Raw genomic sequence first — 15,838 nt, forward strand, 5'->3', positions numbered from 1 at the left:
CAGCATTGCTTCGATTCCAGATGTCTTCCCCAAACGTCAATAGACGTAGCTTGGCCATCTACTAAGCTGACCCTGATAGTTGTCGTAAAACTGTGAACGCTGGTTTTTTTGATCTATTTGCTAATTCGGTGAAATGTGGGGGGATGTGACCATCCACCCCATTTTTTCTGTTTTGGTTCCTACTTGAATCATCATTAGTTAAGTGGAAAGAGCATAAGTCGCCTGTTTTCCGTGGCTTAAAGTTCTCTAACTCTTAAGTTATCCAGGTTTACTGGCACTGTGCAGTAACCTGAATATGAATGCCAGTTTGTGATTCTTATTAAAACATCTGCTTCTACAACTGGGTTGTATGTGTAGCGGGCCGAAAAAGCTATCCAGTCTGTCGGGCTTTTAGTTCTAAAGTCTTGAATCATCACATCGTCTGCAAACATACGCAGGTTCATAGGGACGTAAGGAAGCATCGGAGTACCGCTTTTCCAAGCGAAACTAATCTCATACGTTTTTCCTTTTTTGAACTTGAATAGCTTTTTTAAGCCTACGTGTTCAGCAAGATAGAGCTGGCCACCATTATTACGCCAATATGAATTTCCTGCCTCTGTAGTTTGTGCGCCCCAAGATTTATGGATGTTTGTCCATCCATTCCATTGTGAATTAGTAAAATCCGTAAAATCATTAAGTAGAACAATGACGGTCAGTGTCCTGACGGCCGATTCCGCACCCGCGCCATACAAGGCTTTGGCTTTGAAACTGTGCGCTGCAACGTTCAGGCCGGTGACGGTCAAGGTCCAGATACCGGATGTTGCATTGGCAGTGGTTTGACCCTTGGTGGTCGAGCCATCGAAGATTTCGACTTTCTGACCTTTTGCTGCGACCCCGCTCAGGGTCACGGCGGTTTCAATGGTCGAGCCGCCGTTAGGAATTTCAACCCCGCTCGGGCTGCCCTTGACCGACGTCAGCGTGGGGGCAGTGGCGGCGGTAACGGTCAGTGTCCTGACGGCCGATTCCGCACCTGAACCATACAAAGCCTTGGCTTTGAAACTGTGCGCGGCCACGGTCAAGCCAGTGACGGCCAAGGTCCAGGCACCGGTCGATGCATTGGCGGTGACTTGGCCCTTGAATGTTTCGCCGTCGAACACGTTGATTTTCTGACCCTTGGCGGCGGCGCCGCTCAGGGTCACGGCCGTTTCGATGGTCAAACCGGCGTTGGGAATTTCAGCGCCGCTCGGGCTGCCTTTGACCGACGTCAGTGTCGGTGCAGTGGCGGCGGTAACGGTCAGCGTTCTGGCGGCGGATTCCGCACCCGCGCCATACAAAGCCTTGGCTTTGAAACTGTGCGCGGCCACGTTCAAGCCAGTGACGGCCAAGGTCCAGGCACCGGTCGATGCATTGGCGGTGACTTGGCCCTTGAATGTTTCGCCGTCGAACACGTTGATTTTCTGACCCTTGGCGGCGGCGCCGCTCAGGGTCACGGCCGTTTCGATGGTCAAACCGGCGTTGGGAATTTCAGCGCCGCTCGGGCTGCCTTTGACCGACGTCAGTGTCGGTGCAGTGGCGGCGGTAACGGTCAGCGTTCTGGCGGCGGATTCCGCACCCGCGCCATACAAAGCCTTGGCTTTGAAACTGTGCGCGGCCACGTTCAAGCCAGTGACGGCCAAGGTCCAGGCACCGGTCGATGCATTGGCGGTGACTTGGCCCTTGAATGTTTCGCCGTCGAACACGTTGATTTTCTGACCCTTGGCGGCGGCGCCGCTCAGGGTCACGGCCGTTTCGATGGTCAAACCGGCGTTGGGAATTTCAGCGCCGCTCGGGCTGCCTTTGACCGACGTCAGTGTCGGTGCAGTGGCGGCGGTAACGGTCAGCGTTCTGGCGGCGGATTCCGCACCCGCGCCATACAAAGCCTTGGCTTTGAAACTGTGCGCGGCCACGTTCAAGCCAGTGACGGCCAAGGTCCAGGCACCGGTCGATGCATTGGCGGTGACTTGGCCCTTGAATGTTTCGCCGTCGAACACGTTGATTTTCTGACCCTTGGCGGCGGCGCCGCTCAGGGTCACGGCCGTTTCGATGGTCAAACCGGCGTTGGGAATTTCAGCGCCGCTCGGGCTGCCTTTGACCGAGGTCAGTGTCGGTGCAGTGGCGGCGGTAACGGTCAGCGTTCTGGCGGCGGATTCCGCACCCGCGCCATACAAAGCCTTGGCTTTGAAACTGTGCGCGGCCACGTTCAAGCCAGTGACGGCCAAGGTCCAGGCACCGGTCGATGCATTGGCGGTGACTTGGCCCTTGAATGTTTCGCCGTCGAACACGTTGATTTTCTGACCCTTGGCGGCGGCGCCGCTCAGGGTCACGGCCGTTTCGATGGTCAAACCGGCGTTGGGAATTTCAGCGCCGCTCGGGCTGCCTTTGACCGAGGTCAGTGTCGGGGCAGTGGCGGCGGTAACGGTCAGTGACCTGACGGCCGATTCCGCACCCGCGCCATACAAGGCTTTGGCTTTGAAACTGTGCGCTGCAACGTTCAGGCCGGTGACGGTGAAGGTCCAGATGCCGGATGTTGCATCGGCAGTGGCTTGACCCTTGGTGGTCGAGCCATCGAAGATTTCGACTTTCTGACCTTTGGCGGCGACCCCGCTCAGGGTCACGGCGGTTTCAATGGTCAAGCCGCCATTGGGGATTTCAATCCCGCTTGGACTGCCTTTGACCGACGTCAGCGTGGGTGCAGTGGCGGCGGTGACAGTCAGTGTCCTGACGGCCGATTCCGCACCCGCGCCATACAAGGCTTTGGCTTTGAAACTGTGCGCTGCAACGTTCAGGCCGGTGACGGTCAAGGTCCAGATGCCGGATGTTGCATCGGCAGTGGCTTGACCCTTGGTGGTCGAGCCATCGAAGATTTCGACTTTCTGACCTTTGGCGGCGACGCCGCTCAGGGTCACGGCGGTTTCGATGGTCAAGCCGCCATTGGGAATTTCAATCCCGCTCGGGCTGCCTTTGACCGACGTCAGCGTGGGTGCAGTGGCGGCGGTGACAGTCAGTGTCCTGACGGCCGATTCCGCACCTGAACCATACAAAGCCTTGGCTTTGAAACTGTGCGCCGCAACGTTCAGGCCGGTGACGGTCAAGGTCCAGATGCCGGATGTTGCATCGGCAGTGGCTTGACCCTTGGTGGTCGAGCCATCGAAGATTTCGACTTTCTGACCTTTTGCTGCGACCCCGCTCAGGGTCACGGCCGTTTCGATGGTCAAGCCGCCGTTAGGAATTTCAATCCCGCTTGGACTGCCTTTGACCGACGTCAGCGTGGGTGCAGTGGCGGCGGTAACGGTCAGTGTCCTGACGGCCGATTCCGCACCCGCGCCATACAAGGCTTTGGCTTTGAAACTGTGCGCTGCAACGTTCAGGCCGGTGACGGTCAAGGTCCAGATGCCGGATGTTGCATTGGCAGTGGCTTGACCCTTGGTGGTCGAGCCATCGAAGATTTCGACTTTCTGACCTTTTGCTGCGACCCCGCTCAGGGTCACGGCGGTTTCAATGGTCAAGCCGCCGTTGGGAATTTCAATCCCGCTTGGACTGCCTTTGACCGACGTCAGCGTGGGTGCAGTGGCGGCGGTAACGGTCAGTGTCCTGACGGCCGATTCCGCACCCGCGCCATACAAGGCTTTGGCTTTGAAACTGTGCGCTGCAACGTTCAGGCCGGTGACGGTCAAGGTCCAGATGCCGGATGTTGCATTGGCAGTGGCTTGACCCTTGGTGGTCGAGCCATCGAAGATTTCGACTTTCTGACCTTTTGCTGCGACCCCGCTCAGGGTCACGGCCGTTTCGATGGTCAAGCCGCCGTTAGGAATTTCAACCCCGCTCGGGCTGCCCTTGACCGACGTCAGCGTGGGGGCAGTGGCGGCGGTAACGGTCAGTGACCTGACGGCCGATTCCGCACCCGCGCCATACAAGGCCTTGGCTTTGAAACTGTGTGTCGCGGCGCTCAGGCCGGTAACGACATGGGTCCATACGCCGGAGCCATTGGCGGTGGGTTCGTGCAGTGCGGTGCTGCCATCGAGCAAGCGGACTTTCTGGTTGGGGCTGGCAGTGCCGGTGACGGTGACGGTACGGTCAAAGGTAATGCCACCGGGTGCGACCGTGCCTTTGGAGTCGGTGATGTTGGTGATGGTTGGCGTCACTGCTTGGGCGACGGTGAAAGTACGTGGCGGAGTCGACACCGGGCCATCGCCATACAAGGCGAGTGCGGTGAGGCTGTAAGCCCTGACGGTCAATGCACTGACGACCTGGGTCCATACGCCGGAGCTGTTGGCAGTGGGTTCATGCAGTGTATTGGTGCCATCGCGCAAGCGGACTTTCTGGTTGGGGCTGGCCTTGCCAGTGACGGAAACGGAGCGGTCGAAGGTAGTGCCTCCTTGCAAGACCAGGCCTTTGGAATCGGTGACGTTGGTGATGGTTGGTGTCACTGCTTGGGCGACGGTGAAAGTACGTGGCGGAGTCGACTCCGGGCCATCGCCATACAAGGCGAGCGCGGTGAGGCTGTAAGCCTTGACGGTCAACTCACTGACGACCTGGGTCCATACGCCGGAGCCGTTGGCGGTGGGTTCATGCAGAGTGTTGTTGCCATCGCGCAAGCGGACTTTCTGGTTGGGGCTGGCCGTGCCGGTGACGGTGACATTGCGGTCGAAGGTAATGCCTCCTTGCACGACCGGGCCTTTGGAGTCGGTGACGTTGGTGATGGTGGGTGTCACTGCTTGGGCGACGGTGAAAGTACGTGGCGGAGTCGACTCCGGGCCATCGCCATACAAGGCGAGCGCGGTGAGGCTGTAAGCCTTGACGGCCAACGCACTGACGACCTGGGTCCATACGCCGGAGCCGTTGGCGGTGGGTTCATGCAAAGTGGTGTTGCCATCGCGCAAGCGGACTTTCTGGTTGGGGCTGGCCGTGCCGGTGACGGTGACATTGCGGTCGAAGGTAATGCCTCCTTGCACGACCGGGCCTTTGGAGTCGGTGACGTTGGTGATGGTGGGCGTCACTGCTTGGGCGACGGTGAAAGTACGTGGCGGAGTCGACTCCGGGCCATCGCCATACAAGGCGAGCGCGGTGAGGCTGTAAGCCTTGACGGCCAACCCGCTGACGACCTGGGTCCATACGCCGGAGCCGTTGGCAGTGGGTTCATGCAGTGAATTGGTGCCATCGAGCAAACGGACTTTCTGGTTGGAGCTGGCCGTGCCGGTAACGGTGACGGTACGGTCAAAGGTAATGCCACCGGGTGCGACCGTGCCTTTGGAGTCGGTGATGTTGGTGATGGTTGGCGTCACTGCTTGGGCGACGGTGAACGTGCGCGGCGGAGCCGACACCGGGCCATCGCCATATAAGGCGAGTGCGGTGAGGCTGTAAGCCCTGACGGTCAACGCACTGACGACTTGGGTCCAAACGCCGGAGGCATTGGCAGTGGGTTCATGCAGTGTATTGGTGCCATCGCGCAAGCGGACTTTCTGGTTGGGGCTGGCCTTGCCAGTGACGGTAACGGAGCGGTCGAAGGTAATGCCTCCTTGCCAGACCGGGCCTTTGGAATCGGTGACGTTGTCGATGCTGGGTGTGACTTGCGCCACCACCTGCAATTCTCTGATGTCTGATTCAAGGCCTGAACCGTACAGCGCCTTGGCGGTAAAGCTGTGCTCCGCCAAGCTCAGGCCGGTCACCTCAAGTTCCCATCTGCCATTACTGGCACCCACCTCCGCGATGCCTTTGGACGTCACACCGTCAAAGATCTGGACTTTCAGGCGCGGTGTGCCGCCGCCGGTCAATGTGACGGTGGTATCGGGCGTGGTGCCTTTATCGGGGATCTCCACGCCTTTGGAGTCTTTCACCGAGGTGATGCTTGGTTTGATGGCATTGGAAAGTGTGACGACTCTGCCTAGCGATACCTGCCCCGTACCGTACAGCGCCTTGGCAGTGAGCGTGCGAGAACCAATGCCGGTCAGCGTGGTTTCGCAGGTCCAGATGCCAGCGTCATTGGCGGTGTATTTACCTTTTGAAGTCCCAATGTCGAACACTTCGACTTCCTGAAGCGGTGCTGCGGTGCCGGTCAGTTTGATCTTGGGATCGACCGTGCCGCCGTAATTCGGAATGTCTTCACCCTTGGAGTCTTGCACCGTGCTGATCACCGGTTTCACATCCTGCACGGCTTTGACGTTGTAAACGCGCGACGGGAAGGTCACGGCTTTGGCTTCATCGGTGCTGCCGTCGAAGGTCACCTTGAATTCGATTTCCAGTGTCGAGTTGTCCTTGAGACCGCGCAACTCGGCCACTGGTGTCGCCGGGTAAGGCCCTACGATCACGCCATTACCGCGTAGCGTTTCCCCCTCATAAGTCGTCTTTTTGTACTCCGATCCATCGGCTTTGGTGCCGCTGTAGCGCAGCCAGATTTTCTGATTCGCAGCAATCAAAGGCCAGGCAGCCACGCGTGTGGACGCATTGGCCAGGGTGGTCACATCGAGATCATCGTTGGACGCGCCATCGATGGTTGCCTTGGGCAGTTGAGCATGTTCATGCGGGATCGTCAGCACCGTCAGCGGCAAAACCTTTGAAGGCACAGGCGCACCACCGCGCGTCACGGTGTAACTCACCGTCACCGCTTTGCCCAGGTTGAAGGCCACGACCGCGTTTTTCAGCGTGATCGATTGTGGTCCCAGCGTGGTCACGGTTTTTTTCGCGGAGGTGTCCGAGCCGTTCGGCGTCGTGCCAGTCCAGGTAACGATGATGTCGTCACCAATCGCCATACCGGTGTAGTCGACGATGGCGGTCAGGCTGTCCTTGGCCGCGAACGGGTTGAGGCTGGTGCTGCCATTGGCCTCTTTGATCTTCGGCGCGTCCAGATCCAGCGCCGCGCCAATACGCAACGTCAACTCATGCGAATTCCCCAGCGTCACTCCCGCCCGCTGAATGCTGTAATCGGCGACCACCCTGCCGTTGAGGTTGGCCGTCACGTATTGCTTGGCCACGGTGATGCGCACAGGTTTGCCGGCAGTGGCGGTGATCAGGTCGACGTGGTCGCTGGTGCTGCCGCCGCTGGCCGAGCCGCGCCAGGTCACGCGGTCCTTGTCGCGGGTGCCCAGGTACGGCACCACCAGCGTGGCGCCGAGCGGCGGCACTTTGTCCGGATCGAGCACGTCATTGTCTGCGCCCTCGACTTCCGGTCGGTCAAACGTCGGCAAGGGCACGCCGACCTGCATCGGAAATACCAGCGATTCGCGCACGCTCAGCAGCGCCGTTTCGCTGTTGGTGACCACGTAAAAGACCTTGACGTTCAGGCCGTTGAAGCGCCGGATTTCGGCATTGCTCACGTTGCGTTGGACGGGCTGGTTTTCCGCGATGTCGCCGACCGGACGTGGGTCTTCGTAATAGACCGTGCTACCACCCGGCGCCTGGGCTTGCCAGATCAGATTGATCAGGTCGCTGCTGTTGCGACCGGGATACCAGGGGATGTTCACCGTCGCCAAAGGCGTCTCCGGCGGCAAGGTGCCTCCCGGAGCTTCGTCCACAGTGGGAGCGCGCAATTGGCTGATGTCACCAATCACCGGGACGCTGGCGTTTTTCGAAGGGCGGTCGGCTGCACCGCTGCGCTGACAGATGTAGCCGACCGAGGCGCTGCCCTTGGCGATGGCCCTGACCGATGCATTGGGAATGGGAAATTTCAGAGGAAACGATACGACCGCGACCGGCAATTCAAGTGGCCCGACGATGATCTGCGAGCCTTGCGCCGGGGTGCCTGTCCAGGTCAGGAACACCTTGTCACCGACCTTGAAATCAGCCTCCGGGGTATTGACCAGAACCACCACATCGTCATCGCCGAGCTGGTCGAGATTGATGCTGTTGGTCGGCTGGCCTTTGACCAGCACCAAGGGCTCCTTCAGTCGATTGCCGCCCAGATTCACCAGCACTTTGCGAATGGCCGACCACGGCGCACGTTCGTCCGGATAGTTACCGCAGCGATCGACGACCTGATAAGCCACCGCCACTTCCGGGCCATCACCCGCCGTCTCGATCACGGCGCGACTGAACACCACGTCGATCGGATGGCGGACCGGGTCCAGGGCCTGTTCCGGCGTGACGACGTGAGTGACCTGCTGACTGCCCCAGCGGGCGAGGATGCGATCGTAGCGGGTGAGGTTGCGGTAAGGCACGATGCGCATCGTCACGCCTTTGGCCGGCAGGGTTTCATCGACCTCGTCATGGTCGAGGGAAAATTTCAGATCGGAGTGGCCGTCATCGCCAGCGATGTCATCGTATTCGCCGGGCCGCGTGAGCTTGACCAGCAGGATCAGTTCGGGTTTGGAATCTTCCGACGTCTGGTTCTTGTAGGTGATCCGGTAGAACACTGGCTTGGCCTCGCCGTCGAGCACGTGGGCCTTGGGAATGGTGAACGACAGGTCCTTGTTGAGCTCGATATCGAGATCGAGGGTCTTGCTCCAGATTGCCGAATTGGCATTGCCCCAGAACACCTCGGCCTTGTCGCCAATGCTCATGTTGAACCAGGCGGGAATGATGCCTTGCAGATCGTCCTCCACCGCCCGGATGGGAATGCCACCGCTGTAATGCTCGGCAGGATTCAGGGTGACCAGCGCAGGAAAGTACAGCGGTTTGAGGGCTAGCGGATGTTGGGGCGTGGTCATGGTGGCGGGCTCCGGTCGATGGTGGGGCGACAGAGTGATTGAACGTGGGATTGGCGGAATGCGCACCTGTCAGATCTGACAGGTGTGGAGGGGTTTTCGACCAACGGTAGCAGGGTGAGCGCCGCTCATACCGGCTAGACTCAGTACGTCACAACCCTCTTGCTTTGACCGGAGAACTGCGATGATCGGAACACGACCAGGCCGACGCTCGCTATGGCTCCTGCCTACCCTGATCGCCGTCAGCCTGACGCTGACCTCTGGCTGTTCAAACCGCAAACACTATCCACCCTCGGGCGTCGGCGACAGTTGCTACGCAAAAGCGCTGCCGACGGTCGGGGAGGGTGGTCTCGCCTGGGGTTCCAGCTTGAACATGGCCCGGCAAAAATCCATGGCCAACTGCATGCGGTATGCCGGGCGCTCCGGGGGCACGCCGGGTACGTGTCAGGTGGTGTTGGCCAAGTGCAAATGACTGGGGACGAGCAATGTGGTTTTCCAGAGCGGCTTGAGTTGGTTGGGGAGGCGCCGATACAGGGTTACGGCAGAAACGGGTCAGTCAGGCCCCGGTGCATGAGCGATCAGGAAGAGCCCCATTGAATCTGCAGCATGAAATAGAGCGAATTTTTTCAGGCAAGGCCTTTGCGCGACCGTTGTTTTATTCCGTTGCGCAGGGATTGCGTTTCGAACTCGCTGAATCGGGCGGGATGATTGAAAGGTTTCTAATGGCCCTGCGCAAGGCAGAGGCCGTCTGTGGCGATGTGTTCACCGGTCACTCCGAACTCGTTGTCTGTTTGCGCACTCACTCCGGGAGCAACCGGTTCGCCCATCGGCCTTCGTTGCAAACGCTACGAACACTGGGCATTGACATACCTGCAACGCGCTCGCTTTGGGATGAGCCGATTGATTCAGAGGATTGGTTCGACGAAAACCAGCCCGAGTATTGGCTCAACATCGCTTTCACGGTGCCTGCGGCCCAACTGCAGACTTTTCTCTGGTGTGCATTGGCCAGAGATTTTGCCGCGATTGAGCCCACACTGCACTGCGCCGTGTACCTCTTCAATCTGACAGATCGCGTCATGGTTTTCCCGTACGACGATCGAGGGATGGATGTTGTCGGGCCCAACAAGGCGCTGCTAAGTGATCTTTATCACCGGCACAATGCCTGGCTGCTGGATTACGACCGGGCTGCAATGGATAGCGCATTTGCGGGCGCTGCTGTCGTTTCGAGTAATCAAATGTCGTGACCGATAAGACCATGCAAGCCTGTCCTCGCTGTAAATCCGCCGAACAGGTGAGGCCTAAAGCCGTTCTGATCGGTGCAGCCAGCCCCGCAAAACGTTTCAACGGTGAGGAGAAAGCAGGCTATCAACGCCTCGATCAACTCGCCGTCGATGAGTGCAAGCCCGAGTACCTGAAAGCCCCGCCACTTGAGCAACTGGTCGACGGTTTTTACTGCGACCTGTGCGGGCACGGCTTTGTCGCCTCTGAGTGGCTAAAAGCCGAAGGCAATAGGCGCTCGCGGTAACAAGCCGGGTGACGGCGAGCGAGCGTCACCCGTCTTGTCACCGAATCAAGCAATACCCAACGCCTTGAGAATCACCAGTGATTTCTCGGCAAACACGTGAGCACGCGCAGTGAACTCAGCGATGTTTTCTTCGGCGGTCATCAGCGGCTTGCCATCTTTGACGAGGACTTCGCCTTGTTCGCCGACGATCGCCCACGCCAGTTGCGCCCATTCAGCCGGGTGCGTTTGACCTTGCTTGATCGAAATGAGGAAAAGTTGCTCGAAGCGGCTGACGGTGACGCCGCCACCGGTGACCGGGCTTGCCAGCACCTGGATCTTGTCGCTCAACAACGAGCGCGAGCACAGCAGCAAGTTGAGATCGTTGCATCGCGCCCGCACCTGGTTTTCCGCCGCCACGCTTTGGCACGGTGCCACGGCACTCATACCGATCAAAACGTTGAGGGCCTGCAATACGTCGTCATAAGGCAGCGCGGATGCCGCAGCAGCCAACTGGCGCAAGGTTTTCGGTGCGTAGTCGTTGGCTGCCAGCGCCAGCAGTACCGGGCCGTAGATTTCGCTCTGCAGCGAGGCTTCGCCCGCAGGGCCGCGGACATGTTGAGGGACGCTTTCTGCGGCTTGCAGCAGGATGAAACGAGTGTTGAACAAGCCTTGGCGCTGTTCGGCAGCGGACAGCCGGGTAGCGCCGCGCACGTAGAGATCACGACGGAAACTCTGATTGACGAAATAGTCGCGCGCCTGCTCACGCATGATCGGATGCTCGATCCCTTCCAGGAAGTCCATGCCATCGGCCCTGAGGTTGAGCGGGTCGACCGAGTCCAGCGGCACGGCGGTGGTGACATAGTCGAGTTTGGCCGGGGCCATGGCATCGACGACGTCGGTGAAATACATGCAGTCCCAGCTGCGATTGAAATACTCATGGGCGATGTACTGACGATTCTGCCCTTTGATGCTCTGCAGTTTTGCGTCGAGGTTCGGCACGCTGCTGGCGTAGTTGGGGTTGGCGGCCAGCAGTGCTTCGGAAAATTGCAGGGCGGCATCGATGCGTTGATCGGGGCCTGCAGAAGCAGACTTGGAAAAGCGGTCGTGCAGGCTGAACAGATTGCGCAGCGGCGCCGCAGGCGACCAGCCGGGGAAGCAGTTGTAGCTGACGTACAGCATCCCGCCCGGTTTGAGATGGCGACGGGCAAACTCGACGATCAGTTTCTGGTTGTCGCGACTCACCCAGGTCCAGATGCCATGCAGGCTGATGCTGTCGAATTGCGGCAGATCATCGCGGGCGAGCAGTTGCTCGAAACTGTCGTCATACAGTCGCGCGTCGCTGTTCCAGTCGCTGGCGAGGGTGCTGGCGTGGGCGGCCTGTGAGGGTGTGAAATCGGTGCCGACCCAGGAACCCGGGTTGGCTGCGGCATGGATATTGATCGAAACGCCTTGGCCAAAGCCCAACTCGCAGTGATAGGCCTGCGTGGATTCCAGAGTGGCAAAGCCGCGCAACAACAAGCAGTAGCGCTGGAAGACAGGATTGATTTCCCGGCTGTAGCTGTAGGTGTAGCCTTCGTCGGTGAAATACCCTTCGTTCCAGGCGTCGCTCATGCTTTCGTATCCTTTTGTTTCGAGGCTGAAAAAGTTGCTCTTATAAGGGGTAGCGGTGACGTGCCACAAGGACAATATGCCGGTGAGTATGTCTTTTCGTTTCAGGTTTTCTGCCGCACACGTCTGAAGATCTTGAAAGTGTGCGATCACATCCCGCCAAACTCAGGTCCAATTGCCCGTTTTGCCACTCGAGCATGCAGCAAGCTTGATACCGCGCCGCCTGCACCCCTCACCCTAGCCCTCTCCCGAGGGAGAGGGGACTGACCGGGTTGGTATAGCGAAGTGCACCAAGCTGCAACATCGCGTCGACCGCGGTTTCGCAAGCGATGAAGATCAGCTCCTTTTCCCCCTCGGCCCCTTGGGAGAGAGGGGACTGATCGAGTTGACCTTGCGAGCTACGCCGACCTGAACAGTCGAGTCGAGCCTGACTTTTGAAACCAATAGAGATCGGCTCCCTTTCCCCTCGCCCCCTTGGGGGAGAGGGCTGGGGTGAGGGGGCAGCGATCTACCTGACACTCCACAAGGCTGACAAACACCAAAAAACCAAAAGAAATCCGACCTAAGCTAATGCAAAAAAGGTATTTGTCTGGCGTTTTATATATCGTTTAGTTTTGATTCATCAACGAATCAAAGCATCAAACCGATAGACCCCCGATTGCCATGACGGCGCACGCTGAATCGATCAAAGGCTCTTCTGGTTTGGTTCACACGGGAGTGAATCATGCCGCATACCCTCGACATCACCGCATTACCGACGCTCGACCTTTCGCAGTTCGAAGGCACAGCGCAACAGCGTTATGAACTTCTGGAAAACCTGCGCCACGCCGCTCGCGACGTCGGTTTTTTTTACCTGACCGGCCACGGCATCGACAGCGGCTTGCTCAAGCAAGTGCAGGACCACGCCCGGCAATTCTTCGCCTTGCCCGACAGTGAAAAAACCGCCGTCGGCATGATCAACTCTGCGCACTTTCGTGGTTACAACCGCGCCGCTTCCGAAATCACCCGGGGCAAGCCAGATCAGCGCGAACAGTTCGATATCGGCGCCGAACGCGAAGCCTTGCCGTTGCAACCCGACAGCCCGTTCTGGGCGCGCCTTCAAGGCCCGAATCAATGGCCAGAGTCACTGCCCGAACTGAAACCGTTGCTGCTCGATTGGCAGCAAGCCATGACGCGCATGTCCCTGCGTCTGTTGCAAGCCTTCGCCCAGGCCCTGTCGCTGCGCTCGGATGCGTTTGATCAGTTGTACGGCGACAAACCCAACGAACACATCAAACTGATGCGCTATCCCGGTCAGCCGGTCGATGCGAGTAATCAGGGCGTCGGCGCACACAAGGATTCGGGTTTCCTCAGCTTTCTGTTGCAGGACGAACAGGCGGGTCTGCAAGTGGAGATCGAAGAAGGGCGCTGGATCGATGCGCTGCCTCGCGAAAATACCTTGGTGGTGAACATCGGCGAACTGCTGGAACTGGCCACCAACGGCTATCTGCGTGCCACGGTGCACCGGGTGGTTTCGCCGCCGGGCAGCGAGCGCCTGTCCATCGCCTTCTTCCTCGGCGCGCAACTTGACGCCACGGTGCCGCTGTATCCCTTGCCGACCGCGTTGCTGCGCGAGGCACGCGGGCCGGCCAGTGACCCGCTCAATCCTCTATTTCGCGATGTCGGCTGGAACTACCTCAAGGGGCGTTTGCGCTCGCATCCCGATGTCGCGCAGCGCTTTTATGCCGATGCGCTACTGCCGCAAACGCCGGTTCGCAAAACCGCCTGAATCATCATTCGCTCAAGGACACAAAACATGTTGAAAAAAGCAGGTTTGACCCTGGCCGTCCTCGGCGCGCTGGTGACCTCGTTCGGCGCTCAGGCGCTGGAACCATTGCGTGTCGCCGCCGACCCGGTGCCCCACGCGCAGATTCTGGCCTACGTGCAAAAAATCGATCCGCAGCTGAACCTGAAAGTCATCGAAATCCCCAACGGCGTGAACTCCAACGAGCTGCTGGTGCATGGCGATGTCGATGCCAATTACTTCCAGCATCTGCCGTACCTGAAGTCCCAGGAGCAGGCCCTCGGCGAGAAACTCGCAGTAGCCGCCACCGTGCATATCGAGCCACTGGGCATTTACTCGCACCGGCACAAAAACTTCGCCGACGTGCCGGTAAAAGGCACCGTCGCCGTGCCCAACAACGTCACCAATCTGAGCCGCGCGCTGTACCTGTTGCAGGACAACGGCCTGATCAGACTCAAGCCCGGATTCAACGACCCTGCAACCGCTCAAGCGACGCCCAAGGACATCGCCGAAAACCCCAAACAGCTGAAGATCCTTGAGATCGAATCGCCACAGATTCCGCGTTCGCTGGATGATGTCGATCTGGCGGTGATCAACGGCAACTACGCGCTCGACGCCGGTCTGGTGCCGGCCAAGGATGCGCTGGGCCTGGAGAAGGCCGAGCACAACCCTTACGCCAACATTCTGGTGACCACGCCGAAATTGCAGAACGATCCACGCATCGCGCAACTGGCCAAGGATCTGACCTCGCCGCAAGTGGCCAAGTACATCACCGATAACTTCGCCGGTTCGGTGATCCCGGTGGCGGCCGGCAAACCATGATCGTCGTCGAGCAGTTGAGCAAGACTTACCCGTCGGCATCGGCACCTGCGCTGGATCAGGTGTCGCTGAGCATTCCCGACGGTGCGGTCTACGGCATTCTCGGGCGCAGCGGCGCGGGTAAATCGACGCTGCTGCGCTGCCTCAATCTGCTCGAACGCCCGGACAACGGGCGCATTCTGCTGGACGGTGTCGATCTGACGACGCTGTCCGACCGCGACCTGCGCCAGCAACGCCAGCGCATCGGCATGATTTTCCAAGGCTTCAACCTGCTGCACTCGCGTAATGTCTTCGACAACATCGCTGTGCCGCTGGAGATCGCCAAGGTCGCCAAACCGCAACGTCATGAACGAGTTCGTGAATTGCTCGATCTGGTCGGTTTGAGCGACAAGGCCGAGGCGTTTCCATCGCAATTGTCTGGCGGCCAAAAACAGCGCGTCGGCATCGCCCGCGCGCTGGCGGCGCGGCCGGCTTATCTACTGTCGGACGAAGCCACCAGCGCCCTCGATCCGGAAACCACCGCATCGATTCTTGAACTGTTGCGCGACATCAACCGGCAACTGGGCCTGACCATTGTCTTGATCACCCATGAGTTGGACGTGGTCAAGTCGATCTGCGATCACGCGGCGTTCATGGCCAACGGGCGTCTGGTCGAGTCCGGACCAGTGCCACGACTGCTCGCCGACCCACACTCGCATCTGGGCAGTTCGCTACGTCCGACCTGCGGACTGCCGCTGGGCCATGACGCGCCCGGGCTGAGCTTTCTCAGGCAATACGGCGTACGGGCGGCGCACTCATGAACCGCTCGATCAATTGGGATGAAATCCTGCAACTGGTGCTCAACGCCACTGGCGAAACCCTGTACATGGTCCTGCTCGCCGGGCTGTTCACACTGCTCATCGGTCTGCCATTGGGAGTGTTGCTGTTTATCAGTCGGCGCACCGGTCTGCTGCCAATGCCGCGCTTCAATGCGGCGTTGAGTGGCCTGGTCAATCTTGGGCGCTCACTGCCGTTCGTGGTGATGCTGATTGCTTTGATTCCGCTGACCCGGCTGGTGGTCGGCACGACGCTGGGCAGCACCGCCGCTGTGGTACCGATCACCATTGGCGCCTTTCCGTTCTTCGCCCGCATCGTCGAAAACGCCCTGGACGAAGTCGACAAAGGCCGCATCGAAGCGATCCTCGCCATGGGCGGCGATATTCGTCATGTGATTTGCAAAGTGCTGTTGCCCGAAGCGCTGCCGGCGTTGCTGGCGGGGATCACCCTGACGCTGGTGATGCTCATCGGTTTTTCCTCGATGGCGGGGGTGATTGGTGGCGGCGGGCTCGGCGATCTGGCGATCCGCTACGGCTATCAACGGTTCAACAATGAAGTGATGGTCGCCACCGTGGTGGTGCTGGTCATTCTCGTTCAAGGCGTGCAAAGCCTGGGCGATCGACTGGTGCGTGCGCTGGCACATCGACGTTAAGG

General features: G+C 59.3%; 9 protein-coding genes. 7 read left to right on the forward strand and 2 right to left on the reverse strand.

Annotated elements, in window-relative coordinates:
• Positions 1-236: 236 nt before the first annotated feature.
• Positions 237-8,657, reverse strand: coding sequence for a beta strand repeat-containing protein (locus KI231_RS12670; protein WP_213028447.1), 8,421 nt, complete (start codon positions 8,655-8,657; stop codon positions 237-239).
• A gap of 181 nt (positions 8,658-8,838) precedes the next feature.
• On the opposite strand from KI231_RS12670, the gene KI231_RS12675 reads away from it, so the two are divergent.
• The 3 genes from KI231_RS12675 (at position 8,839) to KI231_RS12685 (ending at position 10,179) form a co-directional block, all read left to right on the forward strand.
• Positions 8,839-9,126 carry a hypothetical protein gene (locus KI231_RS12675; protein ID WP_213028448.1) on the forward strand — a complete coding sequence of 96 codons (288 nt, stop codon included), beginning with the start codon at positions 8,839-8,841 and terminating at the stop codon, positions 9,124-9,126.
• A 121-nt stretch (positions 9,127-9,247) separates the two neighbouring features.
• Positions 9,248-9,898, forward strand: a complete 651-nt coding sequence (locus tag KI231_RS12680) for a DUF3885 domain-containing protein (RefSeq protein WP_213028449.1) — start codon at positions 9,248-9,250, stop codon at positions 9,896-9,898.
• 11 nt (positions 9,899-9,909) lie between these two features.
• Positions 9,910-10,179, forward strand: a complete 270-nt coding sequence (locus tag KI231_RS12685; RefSeq protein ID WP_213028450.1) for a hypothetical protein — start codon at positions 9,910-9,912, stop codon at positions 10,177-10,179.
• A 45-nt stretch (positions 10,180-10,224) separates the two neighbouring features.
• On the opposite strand, the gene KI231_RS12690 is transcribed toward KI231_RS12685, so the two are convergent.
• Positions 10,225-11,769: a methyltransferase regulatory domain-containing protein gene (locus KI231_RS12690; RefSeq protein ID WP_103306959.1), complete on the reverse strand. Its 1,545-nt coding sequence runs from the start codon at positions 11,767-11,769 to the stop codon at positions 10,225-10,227.
• Positions 11,770-12,490: 721 nt separating this feature from the next.
• On the opposite strand from KI231_RS12690, the gene KI231_RS12695 reads away from it, so the two are divergent.
• From KI231_RS12695 to KI231_RS12710, 4 genes are read left to right on the forward strand one after another with little or no spacing between them, the layout of a single operon-like run.
• A complete protein-coding gene (locus KI231_RS12695) occupies positions 12,491-13,534 on the forward strand; it encodes an isopenicillin N synthase family dioxygenase (protein WP_213028451.1) in 1,044 nt (347 codons plus the stop codon).
• Between the two features lie 27 nt (positions 13,535-13,561).
• Positions 13,562-14,371, forward strand: coding sequence for a MetQ/NlpA family ABC transporter substrate-binding protein (locus KI231_RS12700; protein ID WP_213028452.1), 810 nt, complete (start codon positions 13,562-13,564; stop codon positions 14,369-14,371).
• Positions 14,368-15,168, forward strand: coding sequence for a methionine ABC transporter ATP-binding protein (locus KI231_RS12705; protein ID WP_213028453.1), 801 nt, complete (start codon positions 14,368-14,370; stop codon positions 15,166-15,168). Before KI231_RS12700 ends, KI231_RS12705 begins: the two co-directional genes overlap by 4 nt.
• On the forward strand, positions 15,165-15,836 hold the full coding sequence (locus KI231_RS12710) for a methionine ABC transporter permease (RefSeq protein WP_103306963.1): 672 nt from the start codon (positions 15,165-15,167) through the stop codon (positions 15,834-15,836). Before KI231_RS12705 ends, KI231_RS12710 begins: the two co-directional genes overlap by 4 nt.
• Positions 15,837-15,838: the final 2 nt, after the last annotated feature.

The sequence above is a fragment of the Pseudomonas sp. Seg1 genome (assembly GCF_018326005.1).
GTDB lineage: Bacteria > Pseudomonadota > Gammaproteobacteria > Pseudomonadales > Pseudomonadaceae > Aquipseudomonas.

Bases quoted from the DNA above. Each gene is read 5' to 3' on its own strand.
- KI231_RS12710 (WP_103306963.1), top strand. From the start codon at position 15,165: ATGAACCGCTCGATCAATTGGGATGAAATCCTGCAACTGGTGCTCAAC.
- KI231_RS12700 (WP_213028452.1), top strand. From the start codon at position 13,562: ATGTTGAAAAAAGCAGGTTTGACCCTGGCCGTCCTCGGCGCGCTGGTG.
- KI231_RS12675 (WP_213028448.1), top strand. From the start codon at position 8,839: ATGATCGGAACACGACCAGGCCGACGCTCGCTATGGCTCCTGCCTACC.
- KI231_RS12690 (WP_103306959.1), bottom strand. From the start codon at position 11,769: ATGAGCGACGCCTGGAACGAAGGGTATTTCACCGACGAAGGCTACACC.
- KI231_RS12670 (WP_213028447.1), bottom strand. From the start codon at position 8,657: ATGACCACGCCCCAACATCCGCTAGCCCTCAAACCGCTGTACTTTCCT.
- KI231_RS12695 (WP_213028451.1), top strand. From the start codon at position 12,491: ATGCCGCATACCCTCGACATCACCGCATTACCGACGCTCGACCTTTCG.
- KI231_RS12705 (WP_213028453.1), top strand. From the start codon at position 14,368: ATGATCGTCGTCGAGCAGTTGAGCAAGACTTACCCGTCGGCATCGGCA.
- KI231_RS12685 (WP_213028450.1), top strand. From the start codon at position 9,910: ATGCAAGCCTGTCCTCGCTGTAAATCCGCCGAACAGGTGAGGCCTAAA.